This is a genomic window from Arthrobacter sp. NicSoilB11 (assembly GCF_019977375.1).
In the GTDB taxonomy this organism is placed as follows: Bacteria; Actinomycetota; Actinomycetes; order Actinomycetales; family Micrococcaceae; genus Arthrobacter.
The window spans coordinates 871,209-885,471 of the sequence record NZ_AP024657.1 but is presented as its reverse complement, the minus strand read 5'-3'; the positions used below and the strand labels follow the sequence as shown (position 1 = coordinate 885,471).

The window sequence follows — 14,263 nt, the reverse complement described above, 5'->3', positions numbered from 1 at the left end:
TGGCACCAACAGGGGCCGCCTCAGCCCAGGAGGGCGCTCCAGTCCACGGGTCCGCTGGGTGCCGGCTTACCCTTGGGCTGGCCTGTCCGTGCGGCACTTCTTGGCTTGGCTTTGGCCGGGCCGTCCTGGGTAGGAGGTATTGGCGGCCCCCATGGCAGGGCGAACGCGGGCACCGGCTCGCCGAGCTGCACGCCGTGCGGTGGCACTACCAGCACACCGTCCGCGGCGGCGAGCCCGCGCATCATCCCTGGCCCCGTATGCTGCGCCGGGGACGCCATGCCGTACAGCAGCCGGAACGGCATCAGCCGGGTACGCCCGGGGTCCGGCTCGATCATGGTCCCGCACGGCACCTCCTCCACCGCCGGCATGGGACGGTGCCCCAGTGCGGCCAGCAGCGGGGCCCCCACAGTGGAAAGGGCCATCATGGCCGCGAGCGGGTTGCCGGGAAGCCCCAAAACGAAGCGTCCGTCGGGCAGTTCGGCGAGCACGGCGGGGTGGCCGGGCCGCATGGCCACGCCATCGATGATGAGCCGGCCGCCGAGTTCGGCCACTGCCCTGCGGAGGTGGTCCGTTCCCGAGCGCCCGGTGCCACCGGTAGTAATGACGACGTCGGCCGGCAGGTCCGGCGCGTCCGGCACGTCCGGCAGTACGTCTTCGAGCGCCGAAAGCCATTCGTCATAGGAGTCGCCGATTCGCTGCTGCCCGCCGGGTATGCCGCCCAGCATGGCGACGACGTCCGGCAGCTGCGGGCCGAAGGTGTCGCGGACCTGGCCCGGGGCCGGCGTGCCGCGTTCCACCACTTCGGACCCTGTCAGGACCAGGCGCACCACGGGCTTTCCCTGGACCTGCACATCGTCGTAGCCTGCCAGCGCGGCAAGTGCCAGGTGGGCGGGATTGAGCTCCACCCCCGCCTTGACCAGGATGTCCCCTTCCAGGGCTTCCTCCCCGGCTTTCCTGATGTGCTCTCCCGCGCGGGGCTCGCCCGGGCGGGCCTTGCCTCCGGTCATCAGGAGTGGGAGTCCTTCATCGTCCTGGCCAAGGACTGCGCTCTCGGTGCGAAGAACTGCCTTGCCGCCTGCAGGAATCAGGCCGCCGGTGGCGATGGGGCTGGCCTGGTGCGGTGCCAGCCGGGTGCCGGGTTCCACCGGGATCCAGGGGCCGCTTCCGTTGACTACCCAGCCGTCCATGGCCGAGGACGCATAGTGGGGCATGTCCTGGAGGGCCACAATGTCCTGGTCCAGTTTGCGGTCCAACGCGATACGCAGTGCCACTGGTCCGGGAGGAATGGGGGTTGCGGCGTCGAACGCCGCCTGCCGGGCCTCTTCCCACGTGTGGGCGGCATGGTGCTGGCCCGCATGCCCTGCTTCCGCCGTCCCGGCTTGGACTGCGCCGGAGTCAGTGGTTCCGGGTTCAGTGGGTCCGGGTCCAGTGGGTCCGGGTCCAGCTATGCCGGCCGGCCCTTCCGCTTCGCTGCCAGGTGGCGCTTCCGGATCGCTTTGGGGTTCAGCGGTCATTCGCCGGGAGTCCCGGCGGCAGCCTCAGCCTCGTAGTCCTTTGCCAGGGTGCGGGCAACGGCCAGGGCCGCATCCATTGATTCAGCGTCCATCTCCCTGCCGGGAGCCGAAGCCAGGCCCGCAGCGAACCCGGCGATGAAAGTGGTGAGCGGAGCGGCTGGCCGGACCACAGCATGGGCGGCGACGCCCGCAAGCGCCAGCACCGCGTTGACGTCCACCTGGACGTCCTCAAGCTTGTACGCCTGGAGAAGTGCCCTGCACCACTCTTCCAGAGTTTCGTCCTGGCTCTTCACGAATTGCCTCCCACGTTTGCTCCGCCCGTCTGCCGGTCCTGGCGTTCGCTCTGGTTCCCGGCGGCAATCCCCAGCGCGGCAGCGTCATCCCAGGTATCCACATCGGAGGTGGACCCGGCAGGGACTGTGACAAGCTGCACGTCCAGATTAGCAAGGAGCGACCTGACAGAGCCGTTGACCAGCGCCCCGCGGGCAGCGAGGTCCCTGCACGCCTTTGTTAACTCAGGCGTGCGGTAAAAACCCACCAGTGGCTGTGGGCGGTCGCCTTCGGCAGCCATGACATTTGCCGGGTCGGCCGCCGTGGACATCTGCAAAGCTTCCTGAAGCGCTGCCACCGCTTGGGATGCCAGCGGCATGTCGCAGGCCAGCACCAAGAGGTAGGGCGCACCCTCGCCGATGTCCGCCAGCGCATCCAGCCCGGCCGCTATGGCTGCCGCCGGGCCCGCGAAGTGCGGCTGCTCCCTGCAGCTCAGCAGGTTGGGAGGCCAGATTGGCAGGGAAGCCATCTCGCCCACAACTGCCACATGCCGGGCCCCCGCGGCGGCAGCGACAGCGCGTTCGAGGAGGGTTTGGCCTTGGAAGACGAGCGACTGCTTGGGTACGCCGCCCAGCCGCGATGACCTCCCCCCGGCCAGGATCACGGCATCAAAGGCAAGCCCGTTCACTTCCACTCCCCCAGCCTAGCGACCGGCAGCGTAGGGGCCGCACTGCGGGTCAGAACGTCCGGCGCACCGGAGCATCACGGCAACTCAGGCAGCGCGGGGTGTCAGGCGGCGCGTTCCGGAAGCAGGAAGGGGTCCCAGGCCGGCGTGGGCTTCTCCAGTTCCTTGATCTGCCAGATGGTTCCGTGCGGCGGTTCGGGCACGAACCGCAGGGTCCATCCCATCTCCGCTGGAGTGTGGTCGCCCTTGACGTTGTTGCAGCGCAGGCAGGCGGCCACCAGGTTCTCCCACGAATCGGCCCCGCCCCGGGACTTGGGGTGAACATGGTCAATGGTGTGCGCCGCTTTCCCGCAGTAGGCGCATTTATGCCCGTCGCGCCGGAGTACGCCCCTGCGGCTGACGGCCGTGGAGTGGTTGTACCGGGGCCGGATGTAGCGGTTGAGGAGGATCACGGACGGGCGGCCCAGAATGTCAGTAGGGCCCACCACGGGGTCGTCACCTTCGGCCACCACACTTGCCTTGCCTGTGAGCACAAGCACCAGCGCCCGGCGGAAAGTAATAACCGCCAGCGGTTCATATCCAGCATTCAGAACGAGAGTGCGCATGCACTTACCTCTTCACGGCCGCACCCGTCAGGGGCACGAGGGCCGGCTGCCCTCGGCATGTCCGGGCTATGGATCGACATCACAAGAGTAAACAAAGAAGTGCAGAATCGGGTAATCGCCACTCTGGAGCAGGACAACGGCTGGACACCGCGGGAGGGTCGGCCGCGGGCGGCGCGGGCCGATTAAGCGCGAAGGACCCCCACCGGGATGGCGGGGGTCCTTGGGGGCATTGCCAGGCCTGCGGCCGTTCAGGCCTGCCTTGGGATGCTTAGTTGACGCGGATGAACACGGGGCCGGAACCCACGTTTGCGCTGAAGACCACAGTCTGGTTTCCGTTGTAGCCGCCGTGGACTGCCATGCCGTTTCCGGCGTAGACAGCAATGTGGGCCATGCCCGCGCCGCCGTCAGCGTAGTAGATCAGGTCGCCCGGCTGCGCTTCGGCTGCACTCACGGTGCGGCCCAGGGACAGGTAGCCGGCGGGCCAGTCATGGAAGTGGATGCCGACGGCGGCCAGCGAGTTGGTGACCAGCATGGTGCAGTCCTGCATAACGCCGAGCTGGGCGTAGGCGGCCGAGAGGATTGCAGCGCCCTTGCCGCTGGCGGAAGCCTGGGCAGCGGGAGCGGCCGGAGCAGCAGCGGTGGCAACCTTGGCGGTGACCTTGGGAGCCGCAACGGGCTCGGCGGCAGGAGCAGCTTCCTGCACCTCGACCTGGGGCTCAGGCTCGGCGACGGGAGCCGGCGTGGTGGTGACAGCGGGCTTCTCGTAGCTGATGGCGATGGTGGAAGCCGCGGAAATCGGGGCGTCGATTGCGGATTCAACTTCCAGTGCGGACGCCGGAGCGGAATCACGCTTGACGTTGGCGTCGGCAGCGTTGGCCGCGATGCCGCTGGTCAGGACCAGGCCGGAAGCGGCAGCGATAACCGCAGCCTGGCGGCCCATGCCGCCTGCGTTGTCGCTGACGGCCTTTGCAATAACAGCGATCGAGTTGGTTTTGGTGACCTCGGCGCGATGCCGTGCGGTGGCACGAGTCGTCATCAGTTCTCTCTTTCGTTTTTCCCTCAAACCGCTTGTAGGCAGGCGAAGGTTGTTGGACGCGCCGGCATCTTGGGGGTACGTCGGCGCGTCCCGAACGGGGATGTGGTTTCTAGCGAAAAAGCCTTGGGCAAAGAAATAGCCCTTGGAGCGTTAAGCCCAAGAACTAGTTGCCGTAGTGGTAGTACGAGGAGGTGCCAGTGGCTGCAGGCGAGTGGAGCAGCGTGCCCTGGGAGGGGTTGAGTGCGCTGATCATCATGCCGTTGCCGACGTAGATGCCGACGTGCGCGCCACCGTTCTGGACAACCAGGTCACCCGGCTGCGGGGTGGAGGTGGGAGTCATGATGCTCCACGCATTGGTGCGGGGGATGCTGATTCCGGCCTGGGCGTAAACCCACTGCACGAACCCGGAGCAGTCCCAGCCGGTGACCGGGCTGGTGCCGCCCCACACGTAGGAGTGGCCGATGCCGGTGTAGGCGATGGCAGCGATGCCCGAGGTTGCCGCAGCGGATACGGTCTCCGCCGTCTTGGCGGCCGGAGACGCCTCCTGGCCTGCAGTGGTGGCGCGGTTCGCCGAGGCCGTGGACTGGGTACGCACCGCTTCCACCTTCGGAGCAGCGGTGGTCTTGACGACCGGACGCTCGAAGGACACCGTGGCCGTGGGTGCGGCCGTGACAGCGAGGGCTGCCTGGGACGAGCCGGACTCGGTGGAGGCAGAGACACCGGCCGTGGTGTCAGCTGCCGTGGCGGGCAGGCCCATGCTCAGGATGAGGCCGGAAGCCGCTGCCACAACGGCAGCCTGGCGGCCTACGGTCCCGGCATTTGCACTGACGGCCTTGGACATGGCGTCCAGGGGGTTGGTGCGAACCGTTTGCGCACGGTGGCGCGCAGAATGATGGCGTGAAGACACGAAGGTAGCCTCTCCCAATGCCTGCGAGGTGAGCTGTCGGATTCGGATGGGAGTCACCCGGCCACGCTGCTTCCTGGGAAGCTTGTGACTTAACCCCAAGGCCTTCTGAACATGAAGGCCAAAATTGGTTCCCCCGCCCCTGCCAGACGATGAAATGCGAACGGACCTTGAGCGGTGGCAGAGTTAGGCAATCCACTCAAGAGCGTCAACTTCGGAAAAGTTGACGCGAGTTAGACGGTACAGCAGTTTTGCTTCAATGTCACATTCAGGTCACGGCGCGTCGCGGACATGTGAGAGCGGGCAACCATTTGGCTACAGCCAGCCCATGGGATCGACAACTTCGCCATTGACCTGCACCTCGAAGTGGAGGTGGCAGCCAGTGGATGCGCCCGTGGTACCGCTCAGTGCCACCACGTCCCCGCGGGAGACGGTCTGGCCCACCTTGACGTTGAAGGACGAGAGATGGTTGTAGGTGGTCTCCAGCCCGTTGCCGTGGTCAATGACCACGCGGTTTCCGCCACCGAACTGGTGCCAGCCGGCAAAGGTCACGGTACCTGTCGCGGCGGCCAGGACCGAGGTCCCGCACTGCGCCACGAAGTCCTGGCCCCGGTGGAAGTCTCCGGAGCCTCCGGTGATCGGACTGACCCGGTAGCCGAAGGGGGAAGCGGTGGTGAGGGAGGCGAGGGGTGCAGCCAGGGTGCCGGCCGAAGCGGCACGCGTGACGGAGCCGGCGGACTGGGCGCTCAGGAGTTGCTTCAGCTTCCCGTCCGGGTCGGCCTGGGTCACCACGGCCGACCGGCTGAAGTCGATCTGTGCTCCGACATCGGCCGAGATCTGGGGCTGGGGGCTGACGGCGGACGCGGCCATGGGGGCACTGCCGGCGGCATCCGTGGCCATGACGGGACTCGTGGCGGGCACCGTGACCGTCAGCACCAGGCCTGTGGCGGCAAGGGCAATGCCGGCTTTTTGGCCAATACCGCTGGCGGCGGCAAACTCCGTCATCTGCCGGAAGGGACCCCGGCGGCGGCGCGCGTCACGATGCAGGTCGCGGGGGCGCTCCGCTGCGACAACTTCGGCAACCCGGGGTGCCGAAGGGGGGCCGGCCGCGCGGCGGCGGCCCCGGGAGGTCTGCATGGTCAAGAAGGGTTCCTCTCTGGAAGAAGCCTGCGGAGTTAGCTGTCGGATTCGGGTCAGAGAGATCAAAGACCCGGTCCGCCGTAGGCAAGCTTCTGCACAGGGGGTATTCCCGGAAGAATCCTTCACTGGAGAGGCTTGCTGCTGACGGACTTCACCCCAAGGCAGTCCCCCGCTGCCGCTTGTGGTTCCCCCGCCTCTGCCAGTAACGACTCGTGCACCTGACCCGCTGGCAGAGCTCGGCTCCGGATCAGGTAACGCTTATGTATCAACGCTTGGTTCCACTATAGGGGCTTAAGACCCTAGGTAACAATTCCGTTACCTTTGCGTGGTTGCCCCTCTATGGGGTATGGGCGTCCCGATCAGGGCTGGCTGATGGCCACGAAGACGTGGGCGGCAACCTCGGGCGGCAGCTCCAATGCGCCTTCGATTCCGGGGACCCGCACGGAGATGTATTCGCCCACGCGTTCCAGCGCCACGGCGGCACCCGGCCGGATACCGCCCTCGTCCAGCTGCGCCAGCAGTTCCGGTTCCACCTGGATCGGCTCCGCCAGGCGGCTGATGGTCACTCCGGAGGCGGGCCCGTAATTCTTCATCGCTTCCACCAGGCTGATGGCGCCGTCGGCAAAGCCGGGCCCCGCCTGGCCGCCCAGCGCCGCAAGGCCAGGGATGGGGTTGCCGTACGGCGACTCGGTGGGGTGGTCCAGCATCTCGTAGATGCGGCGCTCAACGCGCTCGCTCATGACATGTTCCCAGCGGCAGGCTTCGTCGTGGACGTAGGCCCAGTCCAGGCCAATGACGTCTGCCAGCAGGCGTTCGGCCAGCCGGTGCTTGCGCATGACCTCCGTGGCGCGCTTGCGGCCCGTGTCCGTGAGTTCCAGGTGCCGGTCGCCGGACACGACCACCAGCCCGTCCCGCTCCATGCGGCCGATGGTCTGGGAAACGGTGGGACCGGAGTGGCGCAGACGCTCGGCGATACGGGCCCGGAGGGCAACGATGTTTTCTTCCTCAAGCTCCAGAATGGTCCTGAGGTACATCTCCGTAGTGTCGATCAGATCCGTCATCCAGCTCAGCTCCTCGAGCGCAGTACCTTGCGTTGTCCCACCGTATCGCCTCTTCGCGCAAAGTAGTCCGGGGGAAAGCTTAGCCTATTTTGACTTTGTCCGAATAGCCGCGCCCCGCGGGGCTGCGCGGGGACGGCACGTCTCACTGTCCGGACTATGACGGGCCTGGCTCCCGCCCCCGGCGGCGGTTCAGGCAGAATGGGAATGGCCCGCAGCGCAGCCACCGGCGCTGCCGGCCACCGACCGCCCGCCCTTCCGGACCAAACTTTTGTCCCCGCCGAATTGGAGCACCTGTGAGCGACACCAGCATCACGATCCCCGCCGACCTCCTGCCCCAGGACGGGCGGTTCGGAGCCGGCCCGTCAAAGGTCCGGCAGGAGCAGATCGACGCGCTGGCAGCAGCTTCCAAGACGATCCTTGGCACATCGCACCGGCAGGCCCCGGTCAAGAACCTGGTCGGAGCGGTCCGTGAAGGGCTGAGCCAGTTCTTCCGCGCCCCGGAAGGCTACGAGGTGGTCCTCGGCGTCGGCGGCTCCACGGCTTTCTGGGACATCGCGAGCTTCGGCCTCGTGGAGAAGAAGGCCCAGCACCTGTCCTTCGGTGAGTTCGGGTCCAAGTTCGCCGCCGCCACCAACAAGGCGCCCTTCCTGGAAGCCTCCTCCATCATCAAGTCCGAGCCCGGCACCCGGCCCGCAGCCAAGGCCGAGGCCGGCGTGGACGTCTACGCCTGGCCGCAGAACGAGACCTCCACCGGCGTCGCCGCCCCCGTCAAGCGGGTAGCCGGAGCCGACGAGGGATCACTGGTCCTCGTGGACGCCACATCGGCGGCCGGCGGACTGGACGTGGACGTTGCCGAGAGCGATGTCTACTACTTCGCCCCGCAGAAGAACTTTGCCTCCGACGGCGGCCTCTGGCTTGGCCTGTTCTCCCCCGCAGCGCTGGAACGCGCCGCGCGCATCAAGGCCAGCGGCCGCTGGATCCCGGATTTCCTGGACCTGCAGACCGCGATCGATAACTCCCGCCTGAACCAGACCTACAACACCCCGTCGCTGTCCACGCTGGTGACGCTGAATGCCCAGGTCCAGTGGCTGAACTCCAACGGCGGCCTGGACTTCGCGGCTGCACGGACGGCCGATTCAGCCGGCCGCATCTACAGCTGGGCGGAAGCGTCCGGCTTCGCCACCCCGTTCGTGGCCAAGCCCGAGGAACGCTCCAACGTGATCGCCACGATCGACTTCGACGAATCGATTGATGCCGCCACCGTGGCCAAGGTCCTGCGCGCCAACGGCATCGTGGACACCGAGCCTTACCGGAAGCTGGGCCGCAACCAGCTGCGCATCGCCACCTTCGTGGCCATCGAGCCCAGCGACGTCTCCGCCCTGCTGGCCAGCATCGACTACGTGGTGGGCGAGCTGCGCAAGTAACCCGAGCTGCGCAAGTAACCACAGTTAAAGCACGACGGCGCCGCCCGGGTTTCCCCTGGACGGCGCCGTTTGTTTGTGGTCAGGAAGTCCTTGTTTCGGCGTCAGGCTCCGCGCCGTCGTCGGCCGGCCCTTCATCCCCGGGTTCCCGCTCCGCTGCCGGAAGCCCATCCGGGGTCCCCTGCCCGGGCTCCTGCTGTTCCGGTTCCTGCTGTTCCGGCTCCTGCTGCTGTTCGTCCTCGGGACGGACGCGTTCGGCCCACGGCACCCACTCCGGGGCCAGGACGGAGTCCCCGGACGGCAGCAGGCCCAACTCGTTGACCGTGACCACCTTGGAGCGCGAGTTACGGGTCAGTACCGCATACCACTGCCAGCCCACATAGCCGGGCAGCCGGGATTCGAACAGGTGCGTGACCAGCCGGTCGCCCTCGCTCTTGGCTGCCAGGTGCGGCCCGATGGTGCCGGCCGGGGTGATGCCCTCCACTGCAGCCCGGGCGGTGTCCACCGCCGCGGCCAGGAAAGCATCGGGCTTGCCCGTGCGCCACACGGGCACGCCTGCCTTGCGCTTGGGCTGGGTCTTGGCAGCCTGCTCCTGCACTGGCGTGCCCGGCTGATCAGGTTGGGGGTCCATGGGCAGCCTAAACGTCCAGCTCGTCGGCAACCTTACGCAGGGCGGCAGCAATGGCCTTGCCCTTGTTGCCGTCCGGGTACTTGCCCTTGGACAAGGTTCCGGACAGGTTGTCCAGGACGGTCACCAGGTCCTGAACCAGCGGGGCGAGGTCCTTCGCGCTGGGGCGCTTGGCCTTGGCGATGGACGGGGTCTTGTCCAGCACCCGCAAGCCCAGGGCCTGGGCGCCCTTGCGGCCGTCCGCAACCCCGAACTCCACCCGGGTGCCCGCTTTCAGTTCCGTCACGCCCTCGGGCAGCGACGACTTGGGCAGGAAGACCTCCTGGCCGTCTTCGCCCGCGAGGAACCCAAAGCCCTTGTCCTTGTCATACCACTTGACCTTGCCGGTAGGCACGTAATCAACCTTCTTCGTTCTGCTGTCATGAGACACGGCCGGCTGCCACCGCGTCCGCATTGTTGTGCGGGTTCAAGGTATGGCCAGCGCAAACCGTGTTGGTCTGTATCCTTCAAGGTTATCCTGCCGCGTGCCCTAATCACGCTTCCGGCCGCACCGTTCCGCCCCGGGCGCAAGCTCCCGGTGCTTTCACTTGCGGCGCTGCTGCCGCTGTAGCGTTACGTCCATGACTCCCTTGCGTTACCGGCGGCCGCTGATGGTCCTCGCCGCTGTTATAGCCGTGCTGTCCCTCATTGCTGTGGGAACTGTGATGGCGCTTGCCTTCGCCAACACGGTCGCCCCCGCCTGGGTCACCTACTCGGCCCTTTACGGCCTGCCGGCGGCCTTCGTCCTGATGCTCCTGGTGGTCCTGGACGGCGTTGCCGCCAGGCGGCGGGCGGGGAAGCGGGAGCCGCGGTAACGTTGGACTGATGTCCCTCATTCGAGCGCTCGGCAAGGACCTGGAGGCGCGCAGCGACGACTCGTTGCGCGCGTTGTTCGCCGCGCGGCCGGACCTCATTTCCCCCTCTGTTCCGGACTTCGCCGCGCTGGCGGCGCGTGCCAGTTCACGGGTCAGCGTCCAGCGTGCGCTGGAGCGCCTCACCCGGCCGCAGATGCAGGTGCTTGAGACCCTCCATCTGTGCACCAACACGGACACCGGGCACAGCGCCTCGGCGGAGGGCCTGCACCAGTTGATCCGGGGTTCATCCCTGGCCGTCATCGAACAGATCATGGACACCCTGCAGGAACTCGCTTTGGCGCATCCTGCGGTCCCCCCGCATGGCGCCCACGCCCAGGCTGCCGGGCACCACTACTACCTCCCTGTCGGCTCCCTCAAGGATGTGGTGGGAATCTATCCCGCCGGGCTGGGCCGCAGCTACACGGAGCTGGTCCGCCTGCAGCCGGCCTTCGCCCAGCGGGTGGTCCAGCTGGTCTCCGAACTGCACCGCGGCGGATTCGCGATCCACGATGCCAGCACGCCCATGGAGGCGGCGCTGGCGCTCCAGCATTGGACCTCCTCCCCCGAGGCACTGCGGGACATCCTCGCCAACGCCCCGGAACGGACGACGGCGTTGCTCGCCAGGTTCCGCAACTGGGCCATGGGTGCCGTCCCCCAGGCGCAACGGAAAGCGTCGGTCACCACGGAGGGTGCCGACGTCGGGCCCGTGGACTGGCTCCTTGCGCGCGGGCTGCTGGTTCCGCTGGATGCCGCCCATGTGGAGTTGCCGCACAGCGTGGGGCTGGCCCTGCGCGGCGGGGCGATCATCGACGACTTCACCCTGTCCCCGCCGGTCCCGGAGCTTGGCCGGACCACCGCGGCGCTGCGCAGGAATGCAGCGCTCAGCGCCATCTCTGAAACCCTGCGGCTGGTCTCCGAACTGCTGCATGCCGTCAGGGAGAACCCGCTGGCCACGCTGCGCAGCGGAGGCGTGGGGATACGCGAGATGCGCCGCCTGTCCGACCAGCTGCGCGTCGACCAGGGCGTGACGGGCCGGCTGCTGGAGCTGTGCGGCCTGGCAGGCCTGATCCGCCTCGACGTCGACTCGTCCTCATGGGTGCAGCCGCCGCAGCTGGAATGGCTGGTGCTGCCGAGGCAGGAACAATGGCTGTGGCTGGTCAACGCCTGGCTGGCCAGCGAGCGCGTGCCATCTATGGTGGGCCAGCCCATGAACACGGCAGCGGCAGCACCATCCCGGGGACCGTCAGGAGCCACCATCCCGGCGTTGTCCGCCGGTGCGCAGCGGCCTGACGCCCCGGTGGTCCGCAAGCGCATCCTGGAGATCCTGCACGAACTCACGCTCGAAGCTGCAGGACCGGACGGCACCGTGCCCGTGCTGGATGCCGCCGCGGTCCTGCAGCGTGCGGAATGGTCCCAGCCGCGGATGGCCCGGCGGTTCAGTTCCCTCATCCGGGGAGTCCTCGCCGAGGCGGAGATGCTGGGCCTGGTGGGCTCAGGTGCGCTGAGCCAACTCGGAAGCGCGTTCGCCGAAGACCAGCCCGATGCTGCCCTTGCCATCCTTGGCGAGCACCTGCCGGCAGCCCTGAACCATGTGCTGTTGCAGGCAGACCTGACCGCCGTTGCCCCCGGCTACCTCGCTCCCGCCCTGACCGAAAAGCTCCTGGTCATGGCGGACGCCGAGGGGCAGGGCCCGGCCACCATCTACCGCTTCTCTGCGACGTCCATCAAACGGGCACTCGATGAGGGCTACGACGCCGCAGGCCTGCTGGCGTTTCTCCGGGAACACTCCGCCACCGCTGTCCCCCAGCCGCTGGAGTACCTGGTGGAGGACACGGCCTCCCGGCACGGCCAGCTCCGGGTGGGCCAGGCCGCAAGCTTTGTCCAGAGCGATGATGAAGCCGCACTCCGCGAGTTGCTGGCGGGGCCCAAAGCGGCGCAGCTCGGCCTGGCCCGCCTTTCCCCCACGGTCCTCACGTCGTCGGCACCGCCCCGCGAACTCGCCGCCGCACTTCGGAGCCTGGGCCTGTCCCCTTCTGTGGACGGCGTCGAACCCGCCGCCCACGTCCGCCGGTCTTCCGTACCGCAGGAAAGCCTGCGTCCCGTCTATACCGCCCCGCGGATGGCGCCCGCGGCGGAGGAGGTTGACGCCCAGCTGGACGTCCTGCGGCGGCCGGGCCCCGCCGTCGGACACCACCCCGGTACCGCCGCCGGCGGCGAGGCAGCAACCCAGCTGGGGCTTGAGGCACTGCAACGGGCCATCCGGCTGAAGCAGCGGATCCACATGAACGTGGTGGACAATCTGGGGAATGCAAGCCTGGAAATTGTTGTTCCGCTTTCTGTGAGCGGGGGCCGGGTCCGCGTGTTCGATCCTGCCAAGGACACCGAGCGGGTCCTGTCCGTCCATCGCATCATCGACATTGAGGCCGCAGAGGAACTGCGCCAGTAAAGGATTCCCCGCGTGACCGACGGACCCCTGATCGTCCAAAGCGATAAAACCATCCTCCTCGAGGTGGACCATGAGCTGGCCACCGAGGCCCGGCACGCCATTGCGCCGTTCGCCGAGCTGGAGCGGGCGCCCGAGCACATGCACAGCTACCGGCTGACCCCGTTGGGGCTGTGGAACGCCCGGGCCGCCGGGCTGGATGCGGAGAAGGTGCTGGATGCGCTGCTGAAGTACTCGCGTTTCCCGGTTCCGCATTCGCTGCTGATCGACGTCGAGGAGACCATGTCCCGGTATGGACGCCTCCGCCTCGAAAAGGACCCGCGCCACGGACTGGTCATGCGGACCGATGACTACCCCGTGCTGGAGGAAGTGATCCGGGCCAAAAAGATCGCACCGCTGCTGGGTCCAAGGATCGATGGCGAGACGGTGGTGGTGCATGCCTCCCAGCGTGGGCAGCTCAAGCAGCTGCTGCTGAAACTCGGCTGGCCGGCGGAGGACCTGGCCGGTTACGTGGACGGCACGCCGCACCTGATCTCCCTCAACGAGGACGGGTGGAAACTGCGGCCCTACCAGCGCCTGGCCAGCGAAAACTTCTGGGCGGGCGGCAGCGGGGTGGTGGTGCTGCCCTGCGGCGCCGGCAAAACCCTGGTGGGGGCCGCGGCCATGGCCACCGGTTCCACCACCACACTGATCCTGGTCACCAACACCGTGGCCGCCCGGCAGTGGAAGGACGAACTGCTCAGGCGCACCTCCCTTACAGAGGAGGAAGTGGGCGAATACTCCGGCGCCCTGAAAGAGGTCCGGCCGGTGACCATCGCCACCTACCAGGTGCTCACCACCAAGCGCGGCGGCATCTACCCCCACCTGGAACTGGTGGACGGCCACGACTGGGGACTCATCATCTACGACGAGGTCCATCTCCTGCCCGCACCGATCTTCAGGATGACGGCCGACCTGCAGGCCCGCCGCCGCCTTGGGCTGACCGCCACCCTGGTCCGGGAGGACGGGCGCGAGGGCGAGGTGTTCAGCCTGATCGGACCCAAGCGGTATGACGCACCCTGGAAGGACATCGAGTCCCAGGGCTACATCGCGCCGGCCGACTGCGTGGAGGTCCGCGTCGACCTGCCAAAGGACGAACGCGTGGCCTACGCCATGGCCGACGACGCGGACAAATACCGGCTGTGCGCCACCTCCGAATCCAAGACACAGGTGGTGGAGCAGCTGGTGGCGCTGCACGCCGGCGAGCAGCTGCTGGTGATAGGCCAGTACATTGACCAGCTGGACGATCTGGGCGAGCGGCTGCAGGCACCGGTGATCAAGGGCGATACCTCCGTCAAGGTACGGCAGAGGCTCTTTGACGCGTTCCGCGCCGGGGAGCTGCAGACCCTTGTGGTGTCCAAGGTGGCCAACTTCTCCATCGACCTGCCGGAGGCCTCGGTGGCCATCCAGGTCTCAGGCTCCTTCGGCTCGCGGCAGGAGGAGGCGCAAAGGCTGGGCCGGCTGCTGCGGCCCAAGAAGGACGGCAGGGCGGCCCGCTTCTACTCACTCGTGGCACGGGACACCCTGGACCAGGAGTTCGCTGCCAGGCGCCAACGGTTCCTGGCCGAGCAGGGGTATGCCTACCGGATCATGGACGCCAAGGACGTGCACGCCGCGGACTGAC

The 14,263-nt window shown here is 67.6% G+C and carries 14 protein-coding genes and 2 riboswitches; of the genes, 4 read left to right on the top strand and 10 right to left on the bottom strand.

Annotation, left to right across the window (positions count from 1 at the left end; all coding sequences use genetic code 11):
* Positions 1-20: 20 nt before the first annotated feature.
* The 8 genes from LDO14_RS04195 to LDO14_RS04160 all read right to left on the bottom strand — a co-directional run bounded on the left by LDO14_RS04195 (position 21) and on the right by LDO14_RS04160 (position 7,215).
* Positions 21-1,514, bottom strand: a complete 1,494-nt coding sequence (locus tag LDO14_RS04195; RefSeq protein ID WP_223993883.1) for a molybdopterin-binding protein — start codon at positions 1,512-1,514, stop codon at positions 21-23.
* Complete coding sequence (locus LDO14_RS04190) at positions 1,511-1,807, bottom strand: DUF6457 domain-containing protein (protein ID WP_018769556.1); 297 nt, start codon at positions 1,805-1,807, stop codon at positions 1,511-1,513. The genes LDO14_RS04195 and LDO14_RS04190 overlap by 4 nt, the downstream gene beginning before the upstream one ends.
* Positions 1,804-2,478: an NTP transferase domain-containing protein gene (locus LDO14_RS04185; protein ID WP_223993881.1), complete on the bottom strand. Its 675-nt coding sequence runs from the start codon at positions 2,476-2,478 to the stop codon at positions 1,804-1,806. The genes LDO14_RS04190 and LDO14_RS04185 overlap by 4 nt, the downstream gene beginning before the upstream one ends.
* Positions 2,479-2,573: 95 nt before the next feature.
* Entirely contained in the window at positions 2,574-3,074 is a 501-nt protein-coding gene (locus tag LDO14_RS04180) for an HNH endonuclease (protein ID WP_018769554.1), read from the bottom strand.
* Positions 3,075-3,342: 268 nt separating this feature from the next.
* Entirely contained in the window at positions 3,343-4,110 is a 768-nt protein-coding gene (locus tag LDO14_RS04175; RefSeq protein ID WP_018769553.1) for an NlpC/P60 family protein, read from the bottom strand.
* A 163-nt stretch (positions 4,111-4,273) separates the two neighbouring features.
* Complete coding sequence (locus LDO14_RS04170; RefSeq protein WP_134165666.1) at positions 4,274-4,951, bottom strand: C40 family peptidase; 678 nt, start codon at positions 4,949-4,951, stop codon at positions 4,274-4,276.
* Positions 4,952-5,021: 70 nt separating this feature from the next.
* Positions 5,022-5,217: riboswitch (cyclic di-AMP (ydaO/yuaA leader) on the bottom strand.
* A gap of 112 nt (positions 5,218-5,329) precedes the next feature.
* On the bottom strand, positions 5,330-6,151 hold the full coding sequence (locus LDO14_RS04165) for a M23 family metallopeptidase (protein ID WP_134165667.1): 822 nt from the start codon (positions 6,149-6,151) through the stop codon (positions 5,330-5,332).
* A 10-nt stretch (positions 6,152-6,161) separates the two neighbouring features.
* Positions 6,162-6,406, bottom strand: a riboswitch (cyclic di-AMP (ydaO/yuaA leader).
* A 107-nt stretch (positions 6,407-6,513) separates the two neighbouring features.
* The gene (locus LDO14_RS04160; RefSeq protein ID WP_018769550.1) at positions 6,514-7,215 is read right to left on the bottom strand and encodes a metal-dependent transcriptional regulator; all 702 of its coding nucleotides are present in this window, start codon (positions 7,213-7,215) and stop codon (positions 6,514-6,516) included.
* A 293-nt stretch (positions 7,216-7,508) separates the two neighbouring features.
* On the opposite strand from LDO14_RS04160, the gene serC reads away from it, so the two are divergent.
* Complete coding sequence (gene serC / locus LDO14_RS04155) at positions 7,509-8,639, top strand: phosphoserine transaminase (RefSeq protein WP_056389141.1); 1,131 nt, start codon at positions 7,509-7,511, stop codon at positions 8,637-8,639.
* Positions 8,640-8,718: 79 nt separating this feature from the next.
* Here the strand turns inward: serC and LDO14_RS04150 are convergent, their stop codons facing one another.
* Together LDO14_RS04150 and LDO14_RS04145 are read right to left on the bottom strand one after the other, a co-directional pair.
* Positions 8,719-9,267: a DUF3027 domain-containing protein gene (locus LDO14_RS04150; RefSeq protein ID WP_056389144.1), complete on the bottom strand. Its 549-nt coding sequence runs from the start codon at positions 9,265-9,267 to the stop codon at positions 8,719-8,721.
* Positions 9,268-9,274: 7 nt separating this feature from the next.
* Positions 9,275-9,658: a cold shock domain-containing protein gene (locus LDO14_RS04145; protein ID WP_018762148.1), complete on the bottom strand. Its 384-nt coding sequence runs from the start codon at positions 9,656-9,658 to the stop codon at positions 9,275-9,277.
* Between the two features lie 226 nt (positions 9,659-9,884).
* Here LDO14_RS04145 and LDO14_RS04140 point away from each other — a divergent pair, with 226 nt between their 5' ends.
* Genes LDO14_RS04140 through LDO14_RS04130 form a run of 3 tightly spaced genes read left to right on the top strand, consistent with a single transcriptional unit; the run spans position 9,885 to position 14,262 of the window.
* Positions 9,885-10,118, top strand: coding sequence for a hypothetical protein (locus LDO14_RS04140; protein WP_223993879.1), 234 nt, complete (start codon positions 9,885-9,887; stop codon positions 10,116-10,118).
* A 10-nt stretch (positions 10,119-10,128) separates the two neighbouring features.
* A complete protein-coding gene (locus tag LDO14_RS04135; RefSeq protein WP_134165645.1) occupies positions 10,129-12,603 on the top strand; it encodes a helicase-associated domain-containing protein in 2,475 nt (824 codons plus the stop codon).
* 12 nt (positions 12,604-12,615) lie between these two features.
* On the top strand, positions 12,616-14,262 hold the full coding sequence (locus LDO14_RS04130) for a DNA repair helicase XPB (RefSeq protein ID WP_223993877.1): 1,647 nt from the start codon (positions 12,616-12,618) through the stop codon (positions 14,260-14,262).
* Position 14,263 lies beyond the last annotated feature (1 nt).